This is a genomic window from Serratia sp. JKS296, assembly GCF_900215445.1.
GTDB classification, from domain to species: Bacteria; Pseudomonadota; Gammaproteobacteria; order Enterobacterales; family Enterobacteriaceae; genus Serratia; species Serratia marcescens.
The window spans coordinates 1385192-1408472 of sequence record NZ_OCMX01000001.1; the positions used below are offsets into that span (position 1 = coordinate 1385192).

23 protein-coding genes and 1 tRNA gene are annotated in these 23281 nt (G+C 58.8%); 18 read left to right on the plus strand and 6 right to left on the minus strand.

Annotated elements, in window-relative coordinates; translation table 11 throughout:
- Positions 1-2 precede the first annotated feature (2 nt).
- Positions 3-305: a hypothetical protein gene (locus CRO23_RS06545; protein ID WP_033639734.1), complete on the plus strand. Its 303-nt coding sequence runs from the start codon at positions 3-5 to the stop codon at positions 303-305.
- A gap of 11 nt (positions 306-316) precedes the next feature.
- Here CRO23_RS06545 and dsdC read toward each other — a convergent pair whose 3' ends face one another.
- From dsdC to CRO23_RS06560, 3 genes are all read right to left on the minus strand, one after another.
- Positions 317-1246 (minus strand): DNA-binding transcriptional regulator DsdC, encoded by a 930-nt coding sequence (gene dsdC / locus CRO23_RS06550; RefSeq protein ID WP_049300091.1) that lies wholly within the window; start codon positions 1244-1246, stop codon positions 317-319.
- Between the two features lie 441 nt (positions 1247-1687).
- Positions 1688-1939, minus strand: a complete 252-nt coding sequence (locus CRO23_RS06555; RefSeq protein WP_016926832.1) for a CsbD family protein — start codon at positions 1937-1939, stop codon at positions 1688-1690.
- A 134-nt stretch (positions 1940-2073) separates the two neighbouring features.
- Positions 2074-3570, minus strand: coding sequence for a helix-turn-helix transcriptional regulator (locus tag CRO23_RS06560; protein WP_016926833.1), 1497 nt, complete (start codon positions 3568-3570; stop codon positions 2074-2076).
- A 228-nt stretch (positions 3571-3798) separates the two neighbouring features.
- Between CRO23_RS06560 and CRO23_RS06565 the strand changes: the two genes are divergently transcribed.
- The 4 genes from CRO23_RS06565 (at position 3799) to CRO23_RS06580 (ending at position 7794) form a co-directional block, all read left to right on the plus strand.
- Complete coding sequence (locus CRO23_RS06565) at positions 3799-4767, plus strand: DUF4013 domain-containing protein (protein WP_028127757.1); 969 nt, start codon at positions 3799-3801, stop codon at positions 4765-4767.
- Between the two features lie 6 nt (positions 4768-4773).
- On the plus strand, positions 4774-4995 hold the full coding sequence (locus tag CRO23_RS06570; protein WP_004936288.1) for a hypothetical protein: 222 nt from the start codon (positions 4774-4776) through the stop codon (positions 4993-4995).
- 703 nt (positions 4996-5698) lie between these two features.
- On the plus strand, positions 5699-6499 hold the full coding sequence (locus CRO23_RS06575) for a helix-turn-helix domain-containing protein (protein WP_016926835.1): 801 nt from the start codon (positions 5699-5701) through the stop codon (positions 6497-6499).
- A 20-nt stretch (positions 6500-6519) separates the two neighbouring features.
- On the plus strand, positions 6520-7794 hold the full coding sequence (locus tag CRO23_RS06580) for a lactonase family protein (RefSeq protein ID WP_233504957.1): 1275 nt from the start codon (positions 6520-6522) through the stop codon (positions 7792-7794).
- 93 nt (positions 7795-7887) lie between these two features.
- Here the strand turns inward: CRO23_RS06580 and CRO23_RS06585 are convergent.
- Together CRO23_RS06585 and CRO23_RS06590 are read right to left on the minus strand one after the other, a co-directional pair.
- A tRNA-Arg gene (locus CRO23_RS06585) sits at positions 7888-7962 on the minus strand.
- A gap of 129 nt (positions 7963-8091) precedes the next feature.
- Positions 8092-9018, minus strand: a complete 927-nt coding sequence (locus CRO23_RS06590; RefSeq protein ID WP_049300086.1) for a formate/nitrite transporter family protein — start codon at positions 9016-9018, stop codon at positions 8092-8094.
- Between the two features lie 229 nt (positions 9019-9247).
- Here CRO23_RS06590 and ccmA point away from each other — a divergent pair, with 229 nt between their 5' ends.
- From ccmA to mlaA, 10 genes are all read left to right on the plus strand, one after another.
- Positions 9248-9880 (plus strand): cytochrome c biogenesis heme-transporting ATPase CcmA, encoded by a 633-nt coding sequence (gene ccmA / locus CRO23_RS06595; RefSeq protein WP_033639741.1) that lies wholly within the window; start codon positions 9248-9250, stop codon positions 9878-9880.
- A complete protein-coding gene (ccmB, locus tag CRO23_RS06600) occupies positions 9880-10539 on the plus strand; it encodes a heme exporter protein CcmB (protein ID WP_016926839.1) in 660 nt (219 codons plus the stop codon). Before ccmA ends, ccmB begins: the two co-directional genes overlap by 1 nt.
- A 120-nt stretch (positions 10540-10659) precedes the next feature.
- Positions 10660-11397, plus strand: a complete 738-nt coding sequence (locus CRO23_RS06605) for a heme ABC transporter permease (protein ID WP_004936270.1) — start codon at positions 10660-10662, stop codon at positions 11395-11397.
- On the plus strand, positions 11394-11630 hold the full coding sequence (gene ccmD / locus CRO23_RS06610; protein WP_016926840.1) for a heme exporter protein CcmD: 237 nt from the start codon (positions 11394-11396) through the stop codon (positions 11628-11630). Before CRO23_RS06605 ends, ccmD begins: the two co-directional genes overlap by 4 nt.
- Positions 11627-12121: a cytochrome c maturation protein CcmE gene (gene ccmE, locus CRO23_RS06615; protein WP_004936264.1), complete on the plus strand. Its 495-nt coding sequence runs from the start codon at positions 11627-11629 to the stop codon at positions 12119-12121. The genes ccmD and ccmE overlap by 4 nt, the downstream gene beginning before the upstream one ends.
- Positions 12118-14088: a heme lyase CcmF/NrfE family subunit gene (locus CRO23_RS06620; RefSeq protein ID WP_016926841.1), complete on the plus strand. Its 1971-nt coding sequence runs from the start codon at positions 12118-12120 to the stop codon at positions 14086-14088. The genes ccmE and CRO23_RS06620 overlap by 4 nt, the downstream gene beginning before the upstream one ends.
- Positions 14085-14636: a DsbE family thiol:disulfide interchange protein gene (locus CRO23_RS06625; RefSeq protein ID WP_016926842.1), complete on the plus strand. Its 552-nt coding sequence runs from the start codon at positions 14085-14087 to the stop codon at positions 14634-14636. The genes CRO23_RS06620 and CRO23_RS06625 overlap by 4 nt, the downstream gene beginning before the upstream one ends.
- Positions 14633-15100 carry a cytochrome c-type biogenesis protein gene (locus CRO23_RS06630; RefSeq protein ID WP_079450316.1) on the plus strand — a complete coding sequence of 156 codons (468 nt, stop codon included), beginning with the start codon at positions 14633-14635 and terminating at the stop codon, positions 15098-15100. The genes CRO23_RS06625 and CRO23_RS06630 overlap by 4 nt, the downstream gene beginning before the upstream one ends.
- Positions 15100-16314 (plus strand): c-type cytochrome biogenesis protein CcmI, encoded by a 1215-nt coding sequence (gene ccmI, locus CRO23_RS06635; protein ID WP_079450315.1) that lies wholly within the window; start codon positions 15100-15102, stop codon positions 16312-16314. The genes CRO23_RS06630 and ccmI overlap by 1 nt, the downstream gene beginning before the upstream one ends.
- Positions 16315-16342: 28 nt before the next feature.
- Entirely contained in the window at positions 16343-17101 is a 759-nt protein-coding gene (mlaA, locus tag CRO23_RS06640; RefSeq protein WP_016926845.1) for a phospholipid-binding lipoprotein MlaA, read from the plus strand.
- Positions 17102-17219: 118 nt separating this feature from the next.
- On the opposite strand, the gene fadL is transcribed toward mlaA, so the two are convergent.
- Positions 17220-18542: a long-chain fatty acid transporter FadL gene (fadL, locus tag CRO23_RS06645; protein WP_033634181.1), complete on the minus strand. Its 1323-nt coding sequence runs from the start codon at positions 18540-18542 to the stop codon at positions 17220-17222.
- 405 nt (positions 18543-18947) lie between these two features.
- Between fadL and CRO23_RS06650 the strand changes: the two genes are divergently transcribed.
- The 3 genes from CRO23_RS06650 (at position 18948) to fadJ (ending at position 22916) form a co-directional block, all read left to right on the plus strand.
- Entirely contained in the window at positions 18948-19244 is a 297-nt protein-coding gene (locus CRO23_RS06650) for a YfcZ/YiiS family protein (protein ID WP_072270911.1), read from the plus strand.
- 196 nt (positions 19245-19440) lie between these two features.
- Positions 19441-20751: an acetyl-CoA C-acyltransferase FadI gene (gene fadI, locus CRO23_RS06655; protein WP_016926848.1), complete on the plus strand. Its 1311-nt coding sequence runs from the start codon at positions 19441-19443 to the stop codon at positions 20749-20751.
- The gene (fadJ, locus tag CRO23_RS06660; protein WP_097101597.1) at positions 20751-22916 is read left to right on the plus strand and encodes a fatty acid oxidation complex subunit alpha FadJ; all 2166 of its coding nucleotides are present in this window, start codon (positions 20751-20753) and stop codon (positions 22914-22916) included. The genes fadI and fadJ overlap by 1 nt, the downstream gene beginning before the upstream one ends.
- The last annotated feature ends 365 nt before the right edge of the window (positions 22917-23281 follow it).

The window sequence follows — 23281 nt, forward strand, 5'->3', positions numbered from 1 at the left end:
TTATGGATGTTGATGTACAGAACTACCAAATAAGCTGCGAAAGCCAATTCATTATTCAGCTGCAAATATCCCGCTATGCCTGGGGCGTGCCGCTGATTACGCTCAGCGATAACGGTGACTTTACCGTAATAAGAAGCCGGGGTTGGGCGAGGTTGGCTAATGGGATGCAATTGGAGGTTTATTATTTTGCCAATAATACCCTGCTGGCCTGGGATAAAAACCGCAAATATATCTCTTATTCAAAGGCCGGCCGGCTCTACGCCTGCGCGCTGCATTTTTCTTATTCTCCCAAAATAGAGCGCTAACCCTGCGGCCATCAGACCAGAGGGGAGATTTTCATGATCCACTGCTTAAACGCGAGGATCTTCGGCCACTGCCGCTCGGAGATGGTCGAGGTAAAATAGCAGTGTTCGCAGGGCACGGTCATATCGGCGAATGGAATGATCAGCTCGCCGCTTTTGATCCAGTCCTGCACCAGATTAAGCCGCCCCATGGCGACGCCAAGGTGCCGCGTAGCGGCCAGCACCGCGAGATCGGAACGGTCGAACTCCATGCTTTTACTGTCGGTATCCAGTCCCAGCGCAAAGTGTTGTGACCAGGTTTGCCACTCATCTTCGCCGGAGTTGTAGCGATCGTGCAGCAGCGTACAGTGAGCCAGGTTTTCCGGCGCACCATACAGATTGTGTGCGGCGGCGTACTGCGGCGTGCAGATCGGCACCATCGATTCCTGCATAAAGGCCTCTTCCAGATGCCGCCCCGAGCGCAGTTTGCCGAAGTACATCGCCAGATCCACGCCGCGGTTGGCCAGGTTGATGATTTCCTGCCCGGTCAGAATGTTGAGGTGAATGGTGGGGTGTTGGGCGATAAAGTCGCCGATGCGCGGCAGCAGCAGACATTGCACCAGGGACGGGTGCGAGTAGAGGGTCAAGGTCCCCGTCAACTCGCGATTTTTAATGTCCAGGATTTCCTGATTCAAGGTGTTGAAGGAACTGTCCAGCGCCCATTGCATGCGCTCGCCCTCCGGCGTCAGCGTAATTCGGCGATGAAAGCGTTGGAATAGCAGAAAACCCAATTCCTTTTCGAGCAAATTAATGCGGTGGCTCACGGCGCTGGGGGTGATCGACAATTCTTGCGCCGCCAGCGCAAAAGATAAATGACGGGCGACGCATTCGAAAGTATGCAGCCGGGAAAATTGATAGCTGGTCAGCGGGGTTGCCCGCTGCGAATGTTTTTTACTGGGGAACATGCTATTTCTCCATGCGCATAATACGGCAATGTTAACATTTAATGGCGCGGAGGATAAACCCAGACTGATTGATATATTCAGTTTTTACGCTGAGAGATATCGTTATGTTGAAGGGAAATTCACTTGCTTGCATAACAACCGGAAATAACAGGCAGTGGGCGCACTGAGTGAGAGGGTTATGATAATCAGCAATAGGACGAATATAATAAAAAGACGTGCCGTTAAGCAGCGAGTAAAGACGGTGTGCGCAGCCTGAACGATAAAGGCTCATGTTCCCTGCGGGATATAACGTTTTCGCCGCAATAATTTGTCGCATGGCGACACAGAATACGCGTTAATCCCAGCGGCAAACGAGCGGAGGCATCAATCGATAATACTGCGCCCGGTGGTTACCCTCCGGGCGCGACATTCAGGGAAAAGCGGTTTGCTCGCCGGCGCGTATCAACGGCGGCGCAGCAGCAGGCCGGCCAACAAACCTGCGCCGGCAACGAGTGCCAACGCGGCGAGGGGGTTTTTCTTCATCATACCGCCGGCGCAGCTCAGGGCGTCGCCGTATTTTTCTTGCAGCGCGCCCACTGCCTGGCGCGTGACGCCTTCGGCCTGCCAACGTTCGTTACCGCTGACGTCACCTGCGATTTCCTGCGCTTTGCCCGCCACTTTGTCCATCATGCCATTGGCTTTTTCGCTGTTCATTATGATGTGCTCCTAAGGTTCGATCCGTTTGGCGTTCGCACAGAGCGAAAGCCTGCATTTGCACCGCCATGTTATGCACTTCACTTTTGGCCTATAAGGGGCGTTTGCATCTGTTTGGGTAGTGCATTTGCAGGCTACTTGCCGTTCCTGGAGGCCGCTCCGCCGGTAAACAGCCCGCGCTCTCTGGCCCAGACGATGGCTTCGCTGCGGCTGTGCACGCCGAGTTTGGAATAGACCGTCGCGACATGATTGCGGATGGTGTTGAGCGCCAGATTGAGACGCGCCGCGATTTTCTTGTCCGGCAGCCCCTCGCAAATCAATTCCAGCACATCGCGCTCGCGTGGCGTGAGATCGCTGGCGGTGAGTCCAGCCTGGTCGGGCCGGTTGATGCTTTTCACGTTGGCCAGTTTTTCGATCAGGGTTTGGCTGAACCAGGAGGCGTCCTGCATCACTTCTTCGATGGCGCTTACCAGCTCCAGCTCCGAGCGTTTGCGTTCGGTAATGTCCATGAGCACCAGCAGATAACAGGGCGCATTGTGGATGCTGACGGCATCCGCCGAGGCCACACAGTCAATCGACTCGCTCCCCTTCTTGCGCACCCGGATGTCCAGCCCTTCGACGTTGCCGCTTTTTTCCAGGGCGGCAAACAAACGGCGGTTCGCCTCCGGATCGTCAATAAACGGGATCTCTCCGACCGTCTTGCCGATCAAGTCTTCGGCGGCGTACTCGGTGGCGCGGGTGAAGGCTTCGTTGACATCCAGCACGCGCCGTTCGTGCGCGGTACATAACAACGTCGGCACCGGGCTCAGGCGAAATGCCTTGGCGAACCGCTCTTCACTTTCTCGCAGCGCCGATTCCGCCTGGCGTCGGGGTTCGAGATCGGTGAACGTGAACAGCATGCAGTCGTCTTCATTGATATCCAGCGGTTGGCCGGCAACCACCACCAGCTTGCTTCCTCCGCCGGGCAGTTTCAGCTCGGCCTCCATCTGCGGGATGGTGGCGCCTTCCCCCAGGCGCTGCACCGCCAGCTCTTTGTGCTCCGCCTGTTCCAAAACGTCGAGTTCATAAACCGAACGCCCCATGACCTGTTCACGCTGATAACCCGTCATATCAAGGAAGCCCTGGTTGACCTTGACGTAGCGCAGGTCGCTGAGCCGACAAATGACCGCCGGCGCCGGATTGGCGTTGAAGGTTTTTTCAAAACGCTGTTCGGCGCTGGCCCACTCCGTCGCGTCGCTCAGGATCAGCGCCAGCAGCTCCGGCTGCCCCTGCGCATCGGTGATAATCAGGCTCCGCAGGCGGTGCACCCAGAAGCTGTCCGGATCGTCGACCTGCCGAACCTCCACCACCACATCGGTGAAGGTTTCGCCTTCGGCAACCCGGTTCAGCGGGTACTGTTCCAAAACCAGCGGATGATTGTTGCGATAGCGCAGGGCAAAACGCGCCGCGTACTCGCCGGCATCGGCCCCCAGAGCTTTCTGATGACTCACGCCATGCATGGCCAACGCGGCCTCGTTGGCCCATAGCAAGGTTTGATCGGTATCCGTCAGGATCACGCCGTCGGACAAGCCGGAGATGATTTGCTGCAGGTGGCCGCGGTGGGTTTCGCTGGCCAAAACGGATTGGCTCATGTGTTCTCCGCTAGACAGAAGGGGGACGGCCGCTTAAGGGGGCCGCGGGTTACGCTACTCGCTGAGCAGCTTAGTGCATAACGTGCGTATTCGCAGGGTGTGAATGCACTAGGCATTCTGATGCAAATGAACCGGGACGGCCGACAACGCCGCGCGGCAGACTGAATTTGTCTGCGCGGTTATCCGCCGTGCGTGCAATCACTTGTCCAGAAAATATAAGGAACAACGATGACCACTGTCTATGAATCAAATCGCTTAGCGTTTCAGGTGTCATGGGGCTCGATATTGGCCGGGAGTGCCGTGGCGCTGGTGACTTATCTGACCTTCAGCGTGCTGGGCACGGCTATTGGCGCTCAGGCCGTGGATATGATGCAACAGGGCAACCCGTTGAGCGGCTTTGGCACCGGCACCGGGATCTGGCTGCTGGTTTCAACGTTGGCATCGCTGGCCGCAGGCGCGTTCGTCGCCGGCCGCGCCGCACCGAATCGCGGCGGCTTGCATGGTTTGCTGAGCTGGGCGATCACCACCTTGCTGACCACCTGGCTGATGGTTTCATTGGCGAGCGGCGTGGTGGGGCTGGCGGGCAGCGCGGTGGGCAAAGGGCTTTCGCTGGCGGGCAGCGGCCTGGCGGCGGCGGCGCCAAACGTGGGCGAAGGCCTCAAGCAGCAGCTGGATAAAAAGGGCATCAGCCTTGACTGGGGAAGCCTGGAAAATCAGTTGAACGCCACGCTCAAGCAGACCGGCAAACCGGAACTGGATCCGTCTCGGTTAGAACAGAAGGCCGATAGAGCGACCGCCGATGGCAAACAATCGGCCATGGACGCGGCTGCCGATCCGGCGCAGGCCGCCTCTGAGCTTAAGCAGTGGTTCGACCGCGTCAAGCAGTCCGGTGAGCCGACGTTGAGCGCGGCCGACAAGGATGCGTTGGTGAATATCGTTGCGGCGCGCACCGGCAAGAGCCGCGATGAAGCGAGCCAAATCGTCGATAACTACGCTCAGGCTTACCAGCAGGCGGTGCAGAAAGTGGAAAAACTCAAGGCCGAGGCCGAACAGAAAGCGCGTGAAGCGGCCGATGAAGCGGCCAAACAACTGTCTCGCGCCGCGTGGGGGTCGTTGTTGGTGCTGCTGTTGGGCGCTGCGTTGAGCGCCGGCGTGGGGCGGATTGCCGAATCAACCCGCCGCACTGTCGCGCGGTAAGTTGAGATGAAAAAAAACCTGTCGTGCATCTCGCTGAATTATCGAAAAGTAGCGGGGGCCTCAGCTCCCGTGCTCGTCATCGATTTCTGCAACGAGAACAACGAGCGTTATACCCTGCGCTACAACCTGCCGCCGGATACTCCGGAGCGCACCGAGCGGCGGGTGTCTTTGCTGCTGTACCTGTTGCGCAAGCACAGATCCGCAGAGATCGACAACCTGGCTGATTAATCAGGCCGTTAATGAAAAGCCCTGCCTCGCGAGCCGGGCTTTTTGTTTGCGGCCGCCGGCCGTTCTGACAACAAGGCGCGGGCGAGTCGGCTCGGTATTTTGCCGGGGGAGAGATGGGCGATTCATGGGCGTAGACAGGGTTCCCAATGGGCGCGGTTTGTAAAATAGGGCATCGAGCAAGGTTTGTTAAGATATCCGTTTTCTCTGCGCAGGAACGATAAAAAAGAAACGCGCTATTGCGACGCGAGATTATAGAGACCGATGTTCAGCCTTGAGCTTATCCCTCCCGTCTTCTTTGACTGCCGGCCATACTTTTATATCTCTTCCGCAGTACGTTTTATCGGCGGGCCAAGCATATAAAATGCGTTTTCATTTGTGATGATGAAATTCCTATTCGGCCATGAAATCTGGCTGTAAAAAACACTTTAAGGTAAAACAATTAGCAAAAAGTGTGATTCTACCTGGCGTGGCAAGTGCATCTTTGATGAGTGCACTTTACGCGAGTTGATTTTGTTTTATGGGTTTCTTGCGGAGAGATTTATATAACATGATCATTTTCAGTTATTTATGCGATAGTTTTTCCTATGCCGAAAAAAATGAATTGACAGGCTGGTTTTTTTTAGGATTAATCTTAATGACTTGGTTTGGTTGGTTAACGATTTTAATAAAAAGGACGCGAATCTTATAAAAGCAAGGAGCACATATGGATTACAGAAAAGATATTCTTTTGCAGGTATTGGAATATATGGAAAAGAATATTGTTGAGGGGCTGTCAGTTGAAAAGGTTTCCATTATCTCAGGTTACTCTAAATGGCATTTGCAACGGCTGTTTAAGCATTATTTTGGTATAACGCTAGGGACTTATATAAGAAATAGAAAACTGAGTCGCTCTGCTATTCTGCTCAAACAGCACCAAGGGAACATATTGGATGTCGCCCTGGCATCCGGGTTTGCCTCACAACAATGTTACACGCGGGCATTCAAACGTTTCTTTGGCGAAACGCCCAACAGCTTTAGAAACAGCCGGGGGTGGGATTTTTCCACGCAGATCCCCCCGTATGGCAACGATAAGAAACCCTATTTCTACCACACGGTCATGCCGGATGACATTGAGATGTTAAAGCATTACAAATCGCTGATTTTTCATTCTATAAGAAAATTCAGAGATGCCGGCGACATTGCCCAGACCAATGAAAAATGGTTAAGCAAGCAGCGGGGGGCATGTAATGTGGAAAAGAAAAGGAGTAATAAATGGCATTCCAACAGCAAGGGGCAAGAGGTTTTCCATTCCATTTTTAACTTCTATATCCCTATGGGTAAATATATTGTCATTCCCTTTACGGGGGAGTTGTCAGAATATATTGACTTTTTCGATGTAATGTATGACGCTTATCTGCCAGCTATCAATGTCAAAATGCGGGAGAGCTTTTTTATAGAGTTATACAGGCAAGAGGATCTAAATGGGAAGGTTGTCAATGTCGATATACTTATTCCTGTGACATAGTGATGAGGCAAGAAAACATCATGAATAGAGAAAAACCTCTCGACTCGATTAATAAGCGGCCTCAAGCTCGCTTTATGCTATCTTCTATATTGTCTGCACCTGGCCGAACAATCGTTGCCGGCTTAGGTCGGCCGGGCATTCAATTAACTGCGGTGTTAATTTTTCTCATGTTTTCAGGAAATGCGATGGCCAATAATCGGGAACATCAGCAAATAGCGTTAGTCGGTACCTGGACCCATATTCCGGATGCGCCTGCGGTGCAGAAACCGGCAAGACCCAGTGAAGGGCTCTATCGCCTGACGGTTAATGGCGACGGCACGTTAACGCTGCTCGACGTGGTTAAAATGAAAAGCCCATCGTGGATCGTAAAATCTCGCGATGGCCGTTTCGCCTATGCCACCAATGAGGAGAACGCGGGAACGGTGACCGCCTTGGCAATAGACGACGCTGGCAGCGTGCGGGTGCTGAATACGGTGAACAGTGCGGGCCAGCAGCCGACGCACGCCACCCTCAGTCCGGATGGCAAGTTTCTGTTTGTCGCCAACTACTCCGTCGCCAAAGGCGGTGCGGGGATGACGGTATTGCCAATTGGCAGTGACGGCAAACTGGGTGAACGGGTGCAGCATTATCCGTTTATATCAGGTTCTGGCGTCGTGCAGGGGCGCCAGGAAGGGGGCCATGCGCACTCAACCACCTTCAGCCGCGATGGTAAATATCTGTATGCGGCGGATCTCGGCGGGGACAAGCTGCACGCCTATCGCTATCGCTCGGATAGCGCACAGCCGTTACAGGCGGATGCATCGCGCGATGTCAGCTTTGCGCCAGGCGCCGGCCCAAGGCACATGGTGTTCTCGCCGAAAGGCGAGTATGCCTATGTCATCACCGAAATGGCGGGTGAAATCGAGGCGTTTACCGTCAGTGACCATCGATTGACGCTACAAGGAAAAGTGAAACTGAACGGCGGGCAGGATTCCGCGGAGGCGAAAAGCGGCGGAGCCATTATCCTCAGCCCGAGCGGGAGATATCTTATTGCCACCAATCGCGGTGCCGATAACCATTTGCTGGTATTAAAAATTGGTGGGGATGGGCTGCCAGGGGAGACGACGCGCTATGAGGCCGGCGGCATTGAGCCGCGTGCGCTCGCTTTCGATGCCACCGGCAACCATCTTTATGTCACGAACGTGTTCACCAATACCGTTACGCTGTTCGATTTCGATGATGAGACGGGCGAGTTGAAGGCCAAAGGTGAGGCGGCGACGATTTCTACGCCGACGGATATCAAGTTTTTCAATTAATGCCAATCATAACGCGCGGAGGAAATCGGGTCTGAGGCGTGGAGAAGGGGGATTGCGGGTGCGGATGATGGGGAATGGCTTGATAATAAATAATGGTGTCCCCGACTGGAATCGAACCAGTAACTAGCCCTTAGGAGGGGCTTGTTATATCCGTTTAACTACGGGGACGCTGCGGGCTGGCAACCGAAGCTGCCGAGGCATTATACCTTTTTTTACCCGCAGAATAAGCGCTTAGCGGCGCGTTTGCTCAATACCTCGCCAGTTAGCGCCGAAATTTCCTCGCCTAACCGACGGCGATCACGGTTTTTCCCCGCCGTGGCGCCGTTTTTCCTGTTGCTGACGCGCCGCCCGTTTTTGGGCGCTCAAATCGTTGCGGATCTGCGCATGGCTTATCAACGCAAAGATAAAGGTGCCGCCGATGATGTTGCCCGCCAGCGTCGGCAGGGCGAACGGATAGACGAATTCCTGCCACCCAATCGCGCCGTTGAACACCAGATAGAGGATCTCTACCGAACCGACCACGATATGGGTCAGATCGCAAATCGCCACCAGGTAGGTCATCAGCACGATCACCCAGATTTTCGCTCCGCCGGCGGCCGGGATCATCCATACCATGGTGGCGATGATCCAGCCGGCCAGGATGCCGTTGGCGAACATTTCTCCCGGCGTATGGCGCATCACCTCTTCGCCCAGGCTGATGAAGGCGCCGCGCGTTTCGGCGTCGAACAGCGGCATATGGGTAAACGCCAGCGCCGCCAGCCCGGTGCCGATCAGGTTGCCGAGCAGCACCACGCCCCACAGGCGCAGCAGGATCAGCAGGTTGCGCGGCGTGGGTTTGTGCATGATGGGCAATACCGCCGTGACGGTGTTTTCGGTAAACAGCTGCTGGCGCGCCATAATGACAATGATAAAACCGAAGGTGTAGCCGAGGTTCTCGATGAAAAAGCGGCTGGGATCGTCCGGCAAGCGGGCGTGGAAAATGCCTTTCGCCGCCAGCGAGGCGCCCATCGACAGCCCGGCGGCGATCGCCGACCACAGCAATGCCAGCCCGTCGCGCTCCAGCTCTTTTTCGCCTTCCATCCGGATCTGTTCATGCACCGCCGCCGCGCGCGACGGCAGATTCTCTTCCCTGACTTCGATTTCGCGCTTGCCCTGTTCCTGTTCTTCGCTCTCTACCCGCATCGTCTCATCCTGCTCGTGCTCCTGGCGTTGCTGTTCGTTCATGCTGTCGCTCCTGCTCAATAAGGGTGAGGTCACGTCATTAAGCGTAGTTGCCCGGCCTAAATGCGGCGAAATACAGAAAAAGGTAACAAGAGTTAAAATCCGCCGGTTTTTTCCACGCATTCTTGATCCTGCTCGCCATATTGGCCCCTCGGCGCGCCCGCCGCAGGCTGCGTGTGGGGAAAGGCTTATGCTATGATTCGCTATCCCAAAGAAAAATATGAGTTCCCCGATGCTGGAAGCCAAAAGTCTGAGTTGCGTGCGCGATGAGCGCATCCTGTTTAGCGAGCTAAGCTTTTCAGTTCAGCCGGGCGATATCATTCAGGTAGAGGGGCCGAACGGCGCGGGCAAGACCAGTTTGCTGCGCATCCTCGCCGGTCTGGCGCGGCCGGACGGCGGTGAGGTGTGCTGGCGCGGGCGTGACACGCTGCGCGCTCGCGCGGATTACCAGCAAGATTTGCTGTTTATCGGCCATCAACCGGGCATCAAAGCCGTATTGACACCCTTTGAAAATCTGCAGTTTTATCAGGCGGTGCGCGGCGCGGCCGAGCATCAGGCCATCTGGCGCGCGCTGGAGCAGGTGGGGTTGGTGGGCTACGAAGATCTGCCGGTGGCGCAGCTTTCCGCCGGGCAGCAGCGGCGCGTGGCGTTGGCGCGCCTGTGGCTCAGCGCGGCGCCGCTGTGGATCCTCGATGAGCCGCTAACGGCGATCGATAAACAGGGCGTGGCCGAGTTGATTAGCCTTTTTGAGCAACATGCGCAGCGGGGCGGCATGGTATTGTTGACCACCCATCAGGATTTGGCCGGCGTCAGCCAAACGGTGGGCAAAATTCGTTTGGCGGAACACGACGCGGGGAGTTTGTGATGTTTTTGACCCTGGTGCGTCGCGAACTGAAAATCGCCTGCCGTAAAGGTTCGGAGATCGTCAACCCGCTGTGGTTTTTCCTGATTGTGATCACGCTGTTCCCGTTGGGGATTGGCCCGGAGCCGCAGCTGCTGGCGCGCATTGCGCCGGGCATCGTATGGGTGGCGGCGCTGTTGGCCTCGCTGCTGTCGCTGGAGCGGCTGTTTCGCGACGATTTTCTCGATGGCTCGCTGGAGCAGCTGTTGCTGCTGCCGACGCCGCTGCCGATGACGGTGCTGGGCAAAGTGTGTGCTCACTGGGTCGTGACGGGATTGCCGCTGCTGATCCTGTCGCCGCTGGTGGCGCTGCTGTTGTCGCTTGATATGCAAACCTGGCTGGCGGTGGCGGGTACGCTGCTGCTCGGTACGCCGACGCTGAGCCTGATCGGCGCTATCGGCGTGGGGCTGACCGTCGGCCTGCGCAAAGGGGGCGTGCTGCTCAGCCTGCTGGTGCTGCCGCTGTATATCCCGGTGCTGATCTTCGCCACCGGCGCGATCGACGCCGCCGCGATGGGCATGCCGATCGACGGTTACCTGGCGATACTCGGCGCGATGCTGGCGGGCAGCGTGACATTGGCGCCGTTTGCCGCCGCAGCGGCGCTGCGAGTGAGCGTGCACTAGCTAACAAATTGAATGAACAGACGGGGCAAGGCCGGCAAGAGCGTACCCCGCAGAAGATTTTCGCCGTTTCGATCGCTCGGGGCGGCCGACGCATAAAAATTACCGTGAGCACTGACGACAATGTGGAAATGGTTACATCAACTGGCGCGGCCTGAACGGCTGTATCACGTCTGCGGCCGCTTTATCCCCTGGCTGGGGCTGGCGGCGGCGGCCTGCCTGCTGCTTGGCTGGGCCTGGGGCTTTGGTTTCGCGCCGAAGGATTATCAGCAGGGCGACAGCTTCCGCATCATTTATATTCACGTGCCGGCGGCCATGTGGTCGATGGGCATCTATGCCTCGATGGCGGTGGCGGCGTTTATCGGCCTGGTGTGGCAGATGAAAATGTCCGATACCGTGGTGGCGGCGATGGCACCGATCGGCGCGGTGTTCACCTTTATCGCGCTGGTGACCGGCTCCGCCTGGGGCAAGCCGATGTGGGGCACCTGGTGGGTATGGGATGCGCGGCTGACCTCCGAGCTGGTGCTGCTGTTCCTTTATATGGGCGTCATCGCGCTGTATAACGCTTTCGAAGACCGCCGCCTGGCGGGCCGGGCCGCCGGCATTCTGGTGCTGGTGGGCGTGGTGAACATTCCGATCATCCATTTCTCCGTCGAATGGTGGAACACGCTGCATCAGGGCTCGACCAACATGCAGCAATCCATCGCGCCCAGCATGCGTACCCCGCTGCGCTGGGCGATCCTCGGCTACCTGCTGTTGTTCGTCACGCTGACGCTGATGCGCCTGCGCAATCTGATTCTGTTCCAGGAGCGCCAGCGCCCGTGGGTCGCCGGGCTGGTGAACAAGGAGCGTCAGTCATGAATGCCGCATTCGATTCCTGGCCGGCGTTTTTCGCCATGGGCGGTTATGCCTTCTATGTCTGGCTGGCGGTCGCCGCCACGCTGATTTCGCTGTTGGGGCTGGTGGCGCACACCGTCTGGCAGCGGCGGCAGTTGCTCGCCGAGATCGGCCGCCGTCAGGCGCGCGAGCGGCGCATTCGCCATGCGCAACAATCAAAACAAAAATCCGCCGCACCGCGGGAGAAATCATTGTGAATCCACGTCGTAAAAGCCGCCTTTATCTGGCGATCGTTGTGCTGATCGGTATTGCACTGACCGCGACCCTGATGCTGTACGCGCTGCGCTCCAACATCGATCTGTTCTATACCCCGGGTGAGATCCTGCAGGGCAAGGGCGAAAATCATGAGAAGCCCGAGGTCGGCCAACGGCTGCGCATCGGCGGCATGGTGATGCCGGGCTCGGTGAAACGCGATCCCAATACGCTGCAGGTCAGCTTCAAGATTTACGACGCGCGCGGCGCGATCGGCGTGACCTACACCGGCATTCTGCCGGATCTGTTCCGCGAAGGGCAGGGCGTGGTGGCGCAGGGCGTGCTGGGCGAGGGCAACGTGGTCAACGCGCGTGAAGTGCTGGCCAAGCACGACGAGAAATATACGCCGCCGGAAGTGGCCGACGCGATGAAAGAGAATCACAAAGGGCCGGCGGAAGCGTATAACGCGCCGCAGGCGGAGGGCGCCAAGTCATGATGCCGGAACTGGGCAGTTTTCTGCTGTGCCTGGCGCTGGCGATCGCGCTGCTGCTGAGCATTTACCCGCAGTGGGGCGCGGCGCGGCAGGACAGCCGCATGATGGCGGTGGCCCGCCCGCTGACCTACGGCATGTTCGCGGCGATTGCGCTGGCGTTCCTGTGCCTGGTGCATGCCTTCGTGGTCAACGATTTTACCGTCGCCTACGTGGCCACCAACTCCAATACCCAATTGCCGGTGTATTACCGCATCGCCGCCACCTGGGGGGCGCACGAAGGTTCGCTGCTGCTGTGGGTGCTGCTGCTGAGCTGCTGGTCGCTGGCGGTGGCGTTGTGCAGCCGGGCGATGCCGCAGGACGCGGTGGCGCGGGTGCTGTCGGTGATGGGCATGATCACCGCCGGCTTCCTGCTGTTCATCATCATGACCTCCAACCCGTTCACCCGCACGTTGCCTAACTTCCCGATCGACGGCAGCGATCTCAACCCGCTGCTGCAGGATATCGGCCTGATCTTCCACCCGCCGCTGCTGTACATGGGCTATGTCGGCTTCTCGGTCGCCTTCGCGTTCGCCATCGCCTCGCTGATGGCCGGCCGGCTCGACACCGCCTGGGCGCGCTGGTCGCGCCCGTGGACCACCGCCGCCTGGGTGTTCCTCACGCTGGGCATCGTGCTCGGATCGGCCTGGGCCTACTATGAGTTGGGCTGGGGCGGTTGGTGGTTCTGGGATCCGGTAGAGAACGCCTCCTTTATGCCGTGGCTGGCCGGCACCGCGCTGATGCATTCGCTGGCGGTGACCGAAAAACGCGGCACGTTCAAAGCCTGGACGGTGCTGCTGGCGATCACCGCCTTCTCGCTGTGCCTGCTGGGCACCTTCCTGGTGCGCTCCGGCGTGCTGGTCTCGGTGCACTCCTTCGCCTCCGATCCGGCGCGCGGCATGTTTATTCTCGCCTATCTGGTGATCGTCATCGGCGGTTCGCTGCTGCTGTACGCGGTCAAGGGCGGCCAGGTGCGCAGCCGGGTGCAGCACGAGACTTTCTCGCGCGAGACCTTCCTGCTGGGCAATAACGTGTTGCTGATCGCCGCCATGCTGGTGGTGCTGTTGGGCACGCTGCTGCCGCTGGTGCACAAACAGTTGGGGCTGGGCAGCATTTCGATCGGCGAGCCGTTCTTCAACACCATGTTCACCTGGCTGATGGCGCCGTTGGCGCTGCTGTTGGGTATCGGGCCGCTGGTGCGCTGGCGCCGCGATGAGCCGCGCAAGCTGTGGCGCCGCCTCGGCGTGGCGCTGCTGGTGACGCTGGTGCTGTCGATTCTGCTGCCGTGGCTGCTGCAGGACAGCATCGCCGGCATGACGGTGGTGGGTCTGATCATGGCGCTGTGGGTGATCATCCTGACGCTGATGGAGCTGCATGAGCGCGCCACCCACCGCCACGGTTTCTGGCGCGGTCTGCGGCAGCTGTCTCGCAGCCATTGGGGCATGGTGCTCGGCCACCTCGGCGTGGCGGTGACGGTGATCGGCATCGCCTTCAGCCAGAACTACAGCGTGGAGCGCGACGTGCGGATGAAGGCCGGCGACAGCGTGGATATCCACAATTATCACTTCGTGTTCCGCGACGTGCACGACATTCGCGGCCCCAACTACAGCGGCGGCGTCGGCATCATCGACGTGACGCGCAACGGCAAGCCGGAGGCGACGCTGCATGCGGAGAAACGCTACTACAGCGTGGCGCGCAGCATGATGACCGAGGCGGCGATCGACGGCGGGTTCAGCCGCGATCTGTACGCGGCGCTGGGCGAGGAGCTGGAAGACGGATCTTGGGCGGTGCGTCTGTATTACAAACCCTTCGTGCGCTGGATCTGGTTCGGCGGCGTCTTTATGGCGATCGGCGGCCTGCTGTGCATTCTCGACCCGCGTTATCGCATGAGCAAAAAGCTCAAGCGCGAAGGCAAGCTGGAGGCGCAATCATGAAGCGTAAGCTGCTGTTTATCCCATTGATACTTTTCCTGCTGTTGGTGGCGGCCCTGATGGTGCAGCTGACGCGCAACGCGGGCGGCGAAGATCCGACCATGCTGGAGTCGGCGCTGATCGGCAAACCGGTGCCGACCTTCAAGCTGGAATCGCTGGATCAGCCCGGCAAAACCTACGATCAGGCGGTGCTGCGCGACGGCAAGCCGATCTTGCTCAATGTCTGGGCCACCTGGTGCCCGACCTGCCGCGCGGAACATCAGTATCTCAATACGCTGGCGGCGCGCGGCGTACGGGTGGTCGGCCTGAACTATAAAGACGATCGCGCCAAGGCGGTGGCCTGGCTGAATTCCCTGGGCAATCCCTATGCGCTCAGCCTGTACGACGGCGACGGCATGCTGGGGTTGGATCTCGGGGTGTACGGCGCGCCTGAGACCTTTCTTATCGACGGCCAGGGGATCATTCGCTATCGCCACGCCGGCGACATGAATGAGCGCGTCTGGCAGCAGGAAGTGCTGCCGCTGTATAAAAAGTACGGGGGTGAGGCATGAGGTTGATTGTTCTGCTGTGCGCCGCGCTGCTGAGCTGGAGCGCCGCCGCGGCGATCGATACCTATCGCTTCAACTCCGTCGAGCAGGAGCAGCAGTATCGCGAGTTGACCGAACAGCTGCGCTGCCCGAAATGCCAGAACAACAGCATTGCCGATTCCAACGCCATTATCGCCGCCGACATGCGCACCAAAGTGTACGAGCTGATGATGCAGGGGCAAAGCAAGCAGCAGATCATCGATTACATGGTGGCGCGTTATGGCAACTTCGTCACCTACGAGCCGCCGGTAACGCCGGCGACGCTGATCTTGTGGATCGGCCCGCTGCTGTTCGTAGTGATCGGCGGGGCGGTGGTGATCCTGCGCACCCGTCGCAAGCCCGAGGCGGTGGTGGACGATGCATTCTCCGAACGGGAACGGCAGCGCCTGGCGGCGCTGTTGCAAGAGACTGACAGGAAGAAACCCTAATGGCTTTTTGGCTGATTATTTGCGTGTTGCTGGCCGGCGCCGCCGCGTTGCTGGTGGTGCCGGCGATGCGCCACGGCAAGCAGAGCGCCGCCACGCGCGATGCGTTGAACAAGGCGTTTTATCAGGATCGCCTCAGCGAGTTGGAGCAGGATGAGCAGCAGGGCGTGGTAGCCGAGCGTCCGGAACTGGTCAAAGAGCTGCAACAGAACCTGTTGAACGATATCCCGGCCGAGCAGATGGCGCAGGCGAAACCGATCAACCGCTGGGCGCTGGTGCCGGGCGTGCTGTTATTGCTGGTGGTGACCGTTGGCTTTTATCTGAAAACCGGCGGGCTGGCGCAGGTGCTGGACTGGCGCTTGGTGCAGGCGCAAATGCCGGAATTGCGCGAGCGCGTCGCCAATGAGCGCGCCAAACCGCTGAGCATGGAAGAGATTGCTCGTCTCGGGCTGGGGCTGCGCACCGCGCTGCAGCAGGACGATCGCAATATCAACGACTGGATGATGCTGGGGCGCGTCGGCATGGCGTTGAACAATGCCACTACCGCCACGCAGGCCTTTGCTCATGCTTATCAATTGGATCCGAATAGTCTGGAAGTGCGGCTCGGCTATGCCGAGGTCTTGACGCGATCCAACGATCCGGAGGATAACAAGCAGGCGACGCAGCTATTGCGGCGCATGATCGCGGAAAACCACAGCGATCCGCGGGTGCTGAGCCTGCTGGCGTTCAATGCCTTCGAACAGGGCGATTTCAAACAGGCGATCGGCGCCTGGCAAGTGATGCTGCAGCTGCTGCCGGCTAACGATCCGCGCGCGGAAGTGATAAAGCGCAGTATTGCACAAGCAAAAGCCCAGGCCGGCGGAGAAACTGTTAAACTGAATGTGACTGTTTCACTGTCACCGCAGGCGGCGAAAGCCATGCCGCCGCAGGGGACGCTGGTTATCTCGGTGACCGACGGCGTCAGCCCGGTGCCGGTCGCGGTAAAACAATTGCCGTTGAGCCGTTTTCCGCTGTCTTTCTCTCTGGACGACAGCAACGCCATGATGCCCGAGCGTCTACTCTCGGCACAGCATCAGGTGCAGGTGCGTGTGCGCCTCTCACAGGACGGATTGGCCACGCCGCAGCCGGGGGACTGGTTCGGCGAAAGCTCGCTGCAGACATTCAGCGGTAAAGAGCAGGTTAGCGTTCAGATAAACAAGCAGGTCCCTGAAAAATAAGACCGAACGTGTTTTTATGGAGAAAAATATGAACTTTCGCCTGACTGGGGTGGCATTCGCAGCGGCATTACTGGTGGGCTGTGCCAGCACGCCAGACAATGAGCCGCAAGGGCGTTCCGATCCTCTGGAAGGATTTAACCGGACGATGTTCGACTTCAACTACAACGTCCTGGATCCTTATATTCTGCGTCCGGTCGCGGTGGCCTGGCGCGACTACGTGCCGATGCCGGCGCGTAACGGCATCAGCAACTTCACCTCCAACCTGGAAGAGCCGGCCAGCATGGTCAACGCCTTCCTCAAGGGCGATCCCTACCGCGGGATGATCCACTTCAACCGTTTCTTCCTGAACACCCTGCTTGGGATGGGCGGTCTGATCGACGTGGCCGGCATGGCCAACCCGAAACTGGCGCGCGAAGAACCGAACCGCTTCGGCAGTACGCTGGGCCATTACGATGTGGGTTACGGCCCGTACGTGATGTTGCCGGGCTACGGCAGCTTCACGCTGCGTGACGAAGGCGGCGACTTTGCGGATACGCTGTATCCGATGCTGAGCTACCTGACCTTCTGGATGTCGGCGGGCAAATGGGTGGTCGAGGGTATCGAAACCCGCGCTCAACTGCTGGATTCCGACGGCCTGCTGCGCAACTCTTCCGATCCTTATGTCATGGTGCGCGAGGCTTACTTCCAGCGCCACGATTTCATCGCCAACGGCGGCTCGCTCAAGCCGGAAGAGAACCCGAACGCCAAGGCGATTCAGGGCGAACTGGACGAGATCGACTCGCAGTAATCCCGGGCATTATGCCAATGAAAACCCGCCGTCAGGCGGGTTTTTTTTATGCCGGCGGCAAGCGGCAGGCAAAGAAAAAGCGCCCCAGGGGGCGCTTTGGCATCCATCTCAGGCGAGATTAGAAGCGGTAGTTGAAGTTGGCGCCGTACAGCCAGGCTTTACCCACCGAGTTGAAGGTGTAAGGGCCTTCGTTGATGGTGACTTTCTGGCCGTGCATGTAGGACACGCCGACATCAACCGAGGCGTCTTTGTTGAACGCATAGGTAGTACCGGCACTCAGCCAGAAACGGTCCTGATCGGGAATGGAGATCGAACGGTTTTGGGCGGGCACCGGGCTGTCATCGAAGGCGATACCGGTCCGGAAGGTCCAGTTGTCGTCATAGAAGTAGGTGGTGCCCAGCGCGATACGGTAGGCATCGCGGAAGCCTTCATGCTTCTCGAACAGGGTCTGGCCGTTGTTGCCGGTGGCTCTCAGCTCCTGGAACTGGCTCCAGCTGGTGTAAGCCAGGCTGTAGTGGATAGCCCACTGCGGCGCCACTTTGTTGTAACCGGACAGCTCCCACATTTCCGGCAGGTTCAGATCCAGAGAGCCCGGAATGGTGCTGCCGTTGGTGCCCAAAGGCAGGCCGAGGGAACCCAGAATTGGGTTATAGGCCGATGGCAGGCTGCTCTTGTAATCGCCGTCAAACTTGATTTTCACTTCGGAGCGATAGGTGAAGCCGTAACGGTTGTTTTCGTCCACTTCGTACAGAATGCCGGCGTTCCAGCCGTAACCCCATTTATCGCCTTTCAGATGCGAAATCTGGGTATCAGCCGGGATCTGTGATACCGGACCGGCCAGCTGCGGCGGTAATTGGCCGGAACCTGCGATCAGTTTCGGCAATTCACCGGCGTAGCGTTCCAGTTTGGCTTTGGCGTACACCGCATCGAAGCCCAGACCGAAGCTGAAGTGTTGATTCAGACGGTAGGCGCCGCTCAGGTTGAGGTTAACGGTAGTCAGATCGGTCTTACCGCCGTAAGCGCCGGCGGTATAACCGTCGTTGAATTCGGTCGCCAAACCGAAGTTGCTGGTGACCGAGCCGCCTACGGCGAACTGATCGTTAATCGGGTGAACATAATGCAGGTTCGGCACCCAGGCGACAGGGGCGATATTTTTGGAGTCCAGGCTGGCGCCGGAAGGCGATTTGCCGGTGATGTCAACGTCCGGGTCGATGAAGACTGCGCCGATGGACAGCTCGGGACGGGTATACATCATCAACAACGCCGGGTTGCGGCTTGCGGAAGCCGCCGTATCCGCCATGGCGCCTTCGCCAGAATACGAACGTCCTAAACCAGCTGATGAGAACTCATTCAGCTGGAATCCTGCGGCAGACACGTTTGAAGAAATAATTGCCACTGCAGCTGCGAGAGCTGATTTAGTCAATAGGTTTTTCTGGCTCATGACCAAAACCTCATTATGTGTTTATTATTTAAACTATTGTTACACGAAGTAACAAGGAGCGCGGGATTGTAGGGTCCGTTATCGTTCAGACAAATCAGACCAGTGGCTGAAGTATAGGTCTGACCTGTGAAATTGTTGCAAGTTTGTTTTTGAAATATTTCCAACCTGATATCAAAAAAGAGATCTGCTTAACAAAAAGACAGCGGTAAATAACAAAATTCTTACCGTTCCTTAGCAGACGCTCATTTTTATTTGTGATTTCCATCACTTAAAACACCCAGTAAAAGTAAGTGCTAGTGATTGCCGGCGTGGAAGCGTAAAATACCCGCAGAATTTTGTGGCTTTGTGCCGGTGAGTGAAACGGCAATTTGGGCTGATAACAGAGGCCCTTGAGGAGAACCAATCATGTCAGATGCAATTAATAAATGCAGCGCCCAGGAAACAGCCGCGTGTTGCTGCGTGGATGTCGGCACCGTGATGGATAACACCGATTGCACCGCGTCCTACAGCCAGGTGTTCGGTAATCAACAAGATGCGGAGGCGATGCTGGCGGCCCTGAGCGAAAAGGCGCGCGCTGTCGAGTCCGATCCTTGTGACATCAGCAGTAGCATTAAACCGGTTGACGGCGGCGTGCAGTTGGAGGCCGATTTCACCTTCGCCTGCCAGGCGGAAACCCTGATCTTCCAGCTCGGCCTGCGTTAATCCCCGCTTTACCCCCGGCGCAGCCTGCTGCGCGCCGGGGATTTCCTTCTTCGCCTCGTTCCCCATAGAAAGTGCGCCTGCTCGCAGTTTTGATCTCTGCCGGTTTGCCAAATGTAACCGTTTGGTTAACAATGACCTCATCAGGTCAGACCTCTTTCTGCCCATTGCGCTGACGTTATTTTCTTCAGGAGCATTTATGAGTAAGGCACTGCCGTTGGTGACCCGTCATGGTGACCGCATTGCGATTGTGAATGGACTGCGTACCCCCTTTGCCAAACAGGCGACTGCCTATCACGGCATTCCGGCGGTGGATTTAGGGAAAACGGCGGTGAGCGAGCTATTGGCGCGCAGCGGCATCGATCCAAAACTGATCGAACAGCTGGTGTTCGGCCAGGTGGTGCAAATGCCCGAGGCGCCGAACATCGCGCGTGAAATCGTGCTTGGCACCGGTATGAGCGTTCATACCGACGCTTACAGCGTGTCGCGCGCCTGCGCCACCAGCTTCCAGGCGATCGCCAACGTGGCGGAGAGCATCATGGCCGGCAGCATCAGCGTCGGCATCGCCGGCGGGGCGGACTCTTCTTCCGTCTTGCCGATCGGGGTCAGCAAGGCGTTGGCGCGCACGCTGGTGGACGTCAACAAGGCGCGCACGCTGTCGCAGCGTCTCAAACTGTTCAGCCGGCTGAAATTCCGCGATCTGATGCCGGTGCCGCCGGCGGTGGCGGAGTATTCCACCGGTCTGCGCATGGGCGATACCGCTGAGCAGATGGCGAAAAGCCACGGCATCACCCGCGAAGCGCAGGATGCGCTGGCGCACCGTTCCCACGAACTGGCGGCCAGAGCCTGGCGTGAGGGGTGGCTGCGCGATGAGGTGATGACGGCCTACGTGCCGCCTTACCGCGCGCAGCTTTCCGAAGACAACAATATCCGCAAAGACTCCAGCCTGGCTTCCTACGCCAAGCTGAAACCGGCGTTCGATCGCAAGCATGGCAGCGTCACCGCGGCCAACAGCACGCCGTTGACCGACGGCGCGGCGGCGGTACTGATGATGAGCGAATCGCGCGCCAAAGCGCTGGGGCTGCAGCCGCTCGGCTATCTGCGCAGTTTCGCCTTCGCCGCCATCGACGTGTGGGAAGACATGCTGCTGGGGCCTTCTTACGCTACGCCGCTGGCGCTGGATCGCGCCGGCATCGGTCTGGCCGATCTGACGCTCATCGACATGCATGAAGCTTTCGCCGCGCAAACGCTGGCTAACCTGAAGATGTTCGCCAGCGAAGCGTTCGCCCGCGAGAAGCTTGGCCGCAGCCAGGCGATCGGCGAGGTGGACATGGACAAATTCAACGTCTTGGGCGGTTCCATCGCCTATGGCCACCCGTTCGCCGCCACCGGCGCGCGCATGATCACCCAGACACTGCGCGAGCTGAAACGCCGCGGCGGCGGGTTGGGCCTGACCACCGCCTGCGCCGCCGGCGGGTTAGGCGCCGCGATGATCGTGGAGGTGGAATAATGAGTGCCGAAAACGCATTGCACGAACAGCGGGCCAAACCATCGGCCTTTCAGCTGACGATTCGCCCCGACAATATCGGCGTGATCACCATCGACGTGCCGGGCGACAAGGTCAATACGCTCAAGGCCGAGTTCGTCGAACAGGTGAATGACGTGCTGATCCGGGCGCAGCAGCACACCGCGTTGGAAGGGCTGGTGATCGTTTCCGGCAAGCCGGACTCGTTTATCGCCGGCGCCGATATCACCATGATCGCCGCCTGCACCAGCGCCAAAGAGGCGGAAACGCTGGCCAAGAAAGGGCAGAGCACGCTGGCGCAGATCGCCGCGTTCCCGGTGCCGGTGGTGGCCGCCATCCACGGCGCCTGCCTTGGCGGCGGCCTGGAGTTGGCGCTGGCCTGCCACGGCCGCGTCTGTTCGCTGGATGACAAAACCGCGCTCGGTCTGCCGGAAGTGCAGCTGGGCCTGCTGCCGGGCTCTGGCGGCACTCAGCGCCTGCCGTGCCTGATCGGCGCCGCCAAGGCGCTGGACATGATCCTGACCGGCAAGCACATTCGCGCCCGCCAGGCGCTGCGCATGGGGCTGGTGGACGACGCCGTGCCGCAGTCGATCCTGTTGCAGACCGCCATCGAGCGGGTGAAACAGGGCTGGAAGCATCAGCGCGAGCTGCCGTGGCAGGATCGCCTGCTCAATGGCCCGCTGGGCAGAAATCTGTTGTTCAGCATCGTGCGCAAAAAAACGCTGGCGAAAACCCACGGCAACTACCCGGCGGCGGAGCGCATTATTCAGGTGGTGCGCACCGGGCTGGATCACGGCAGCGCCAGCGGTTATGAGGCCGAAGCGCGCGCCTTTGGCGAGCTGGCGATGACGCCTCAGTCGGCGGCGTTGCGCAGCCTGTTCTTCGCCTCCACCGCGCTGAAAAAAGAGCGGGGCGGCAATGCCAAGCCGCATGCCCTGCATCGCGTCGGCATTCTCGGCGGCGGCCTGATGGGCGGCGGCATCGCCTGTGTCACCGCCACGCGCGGCGGTTTGCCGGTTCGCATCAAAGACATCAATGAAACCGGCATCAATCACGCGCTGAAATACAGCTGGGATGTGCTCGGCAAACGGGTACGCAGCAAGCGCATGCGCCCGGCGGAGCGGCAAAAACAGATGATGCTGATCTCCGGCTCTACCGATTACACCGGCTTTGAGCAGGCGGATATCGTGGTCGAGGCGGTGTTTGAGGATCTGGCGCTGAAACAGCAGATGGTGGCCGAGGTCGAAGCAAACTGCGCGCCGCATACCGTGTTCGCCTCCAACACCTCTTCGCTGCCTATCGGCCACATCGCCGAAAAGGCGCAGCGGCCGCAGCAGGTGATTGGTCTGCACTACTTCAGCCCGGTGGATAAAATGCCGCTGGTGGAAGTGATACCGCACGCCGGCACCAGCGAAGAGACCATCGCCACCACCGTGGCGCTGGCGCACAAGCAGGGCAAGACCGCCATCGTGGTGGGCGACAGCGCCGGTTTTTACGTCAACCGCATCCTGGCGCCGTACATCAACGAAGCGGCGCGCTGCCTGCTGGAAGGCGAGCCGATGGAGTCGCTGGACAAGGCGTTGGTGGACTTCGGTTTCCCGGTCGGCCCGATTACCCTGCTGGATGAAGTGGGCATCGACGTTGGCACCAAAATCATTCCCGTGCTGGTCGAGGCGCTGGGGCCGCGTTTCGCCGCGCCGGCTGCGTTCGATGCGGTGCTGAAGGACGGGCGTAAAGGGCGCAAGAACGGCCGCGGCTTCTATCTCTACCCGAGCGAAGGGCAGCAGCGGCAGCGGCGTAAACGTGCGGATACCTCATTGTATACGTTGCTCGGCGTCACGCCGAAGTCGCACATGCTGCCGGCGACCGTCGCCCAGCGCTGCGTGATGATGATGCTGAACGAAGCGGCGCGCTGCCTGGATGAAGGCGTGATCCGCAGCGCGCGCGACGGCGATATCGGTGCGGTGTTCGGCATCGGCTTCCCGCCGTTCCTCGGCGGCCCGTTCCGCTATATGGACGAGCTCGGCGCCGAAAAAGTGGTGAAAACGTTGGAATACCTGCGCCAGCAGCACGGCGAGCACTTTGCGCCGTGCGAACGCTTGCAGCGCATGGCGCAGCAGGGCGAGCGTTTTTACCCGCAGGGGAGCTGAACGCAGGACGGCCCGATTTGCACTATAGTTGCAACAGGGTCGCGTTGTGATCGCCATCACTCCTTGCAACAGCGTCAGCCGGTGAGGCTGTACAGCAAGGCGCAGGCAGCGGTAAGTTAGCTTGACCGTCATCAATAAATTTCATGGCGGCAAGGTTAAAATTTAACCCGTTGAATTGATTGTTCTGTGAGCAATCGAGGTTTGCCAGGGGAGGGTTGCTGTAAAAAACAGCATTTTCTTTAGGCAAACTTTCAGGCAAAATGCCCGGCCGCCATAAAGAGACGGCGCGTTATCGTTTTAAAGCTTTGGCTTTGGGTTGGAAAACTCGGCGGTACAGCACGCACGGCGTTTCTGTATAGCGTTAC

What these genes read in the sequence shown, in the direction of transcription:
- ccmI (WP_079450315.1), top strand. Translation starts at nt 15,100, where the DNA reads ATGGCTTTTTGGCTGATTATTTGCGTGTTGCTGGCCGGCGCCGCCGCG.
- CRO23_RS06560 (WP_016926833.1), bottom strand. Translation starts at nt 3,570, where the DNA reads ATGAGCCAATCCGTTTTGGCCAGCGAAACCCACCGCGGCCACCTGCAG.
- dsdC (WP_049300091.1), bottom strand. Translation starts at nt 1,246, where the DNA reads ATGTTCCCCAGTAAAAAACATTCGCAGCGGGCAACCCCGCTGACCAGC.
- fadJ (WP_097101597.1), top strand. Translation starts at nt 20,751, where the DNA reads ATGAGTGCCGAAAACGCATTGCACGAACAGCGGGCCAAACCATCGGCC.
- CRO23_RS06570 (WP_004936288.1), top strand. Translation starts at nt 4,774, where the DNA reads ATGAAAAAAAACCTGTCGTGCATCTCGCTGAATTATCGAAAAGTAGCG.
- CRO23_RS06575 (WP_016926835.1), top strand. Translation starts at nt 5,699, where the DNA reads ATGGATTACAGAAAAGATATTCTTTTGCAGGTATTGGAATATATGGAA.
- CRO23_RS06555 (WP_016926832.1), bottom strand. Translation starts at nt 1,939, where the DNA reads ATGAACAGCGAAAAAGCCAATGGCATGATGGACAAAGTGGCGGGCAAA.
- CRO23_RS06625 (WP_016926842.1), top strand. Translation starts at nt 14,085, where the DNA reads ATGAAGCGTAAGCTGCTGTTTATCCCATTGATACTTTTCCTGCTGTTG.
- ccmB (WP_016926839.1), top strand. Translation starts at nt 9,880, where the DNA reads ATGTTTTTGACCCTGGTGCGTCGCGAACTGAAAATCGCCTGCCGTAAA.
- CRO23_RS06565 (WP_028127757.1), top strand. Translation starts at nt 3,799, where the DNA reads ATGACCACTGTCTATGAATCAAATCGCTTAGCGTTTCAGGTGTCATGG.
- mlaA (WP_016926845.1), top strand. Translation starts at nt 16,343, where the DNA reads ATGAACTTTCGCCTGACTGGGGTGGCATTCGCAGCGGCATTACTGGTG.
- CRO23_RS06630 (WP_079450316.1), top strand. Translation starts at nt 14,633, where the DNA reads ATGAGGTTGATTGTTCTGCTGTGCGCCGCGCTGCTGAGCTGGAGCGCC.
- CRO23_RS06545 (WP_033639734.1), top strand. Translation starts at nt 3, where the DNA reads ATGGATGTTGATGTACAGAACTACCAAATAAGCTGCGAAAGCCAATTC.
- ccmD (WP_016926840.1), top strand. Translation starts at nt 11,394, where the DNA reads ATGAATGCCGCATTCGATTCCTGGCCGGCGTTTTTCGCCATGGGCGGT.
- CRO23_RS06620 (WP_016926841.1), top strand. Translation starts at nt 12,118, where the DNA reads ATGATGCCGGAACTGGGCAGTTTTCTGCTGTGCCTGGCGCTGGCGATC.
- CRO23_RS06590 (WP_049300086.1), bottom strand. Translation starts at nt 9,018, where the DNA reads ATGAACGAACAGCAACGCCAGGAGCACGAGCAGGATGAGACGATGCGG.
- fadL (WP_033634181.1), bottom strand. Translation starts at nt 18,542, where the DNA reads ATGAGCCAGAAAAACCTATTGACTAAATCAGCTCTCGCAGCTGCAGTG.
- CRO23_RS06605 (WP_004936270.1), top strand. Translation starts at nt 10,660, where the DNA reads ATGTGGAAATGGTTACATCAACTGGCGCGGCCTGAACGGCTGTATCAC.
- ccmA (WP_033639741.1), top strand. Translation starts at nt 9,248, where the DNA reads ATGCTGGAAGCCAAAAGTCTGAGTTGCGTGCGCGATGAGCGCATCCTG.
- CRO23_RS06650 (WP_072270911.1), top strand. Translation starts at nt 18,948, where the DNA reads ATGTCAGATGCAATTAATAAATGCAGCGCCCAGGAAACAGCCGCGTGT.
- fadI (WP_016926848.1), top strand. Translation starts at nt 19,441, where the DNA reads ATGAGTAAGGCACTGCCGTTGGTGACCCGTCATGGTGACCGCATTGCG.
- CRO23_RS06580 (WP_233504957.1), top strand. Translation starts at nt 6,520, where the DNA reads ATGAATAGAGAAAAACCTCTCGACTCGATTAATAAGCGGCCTCAAGCT.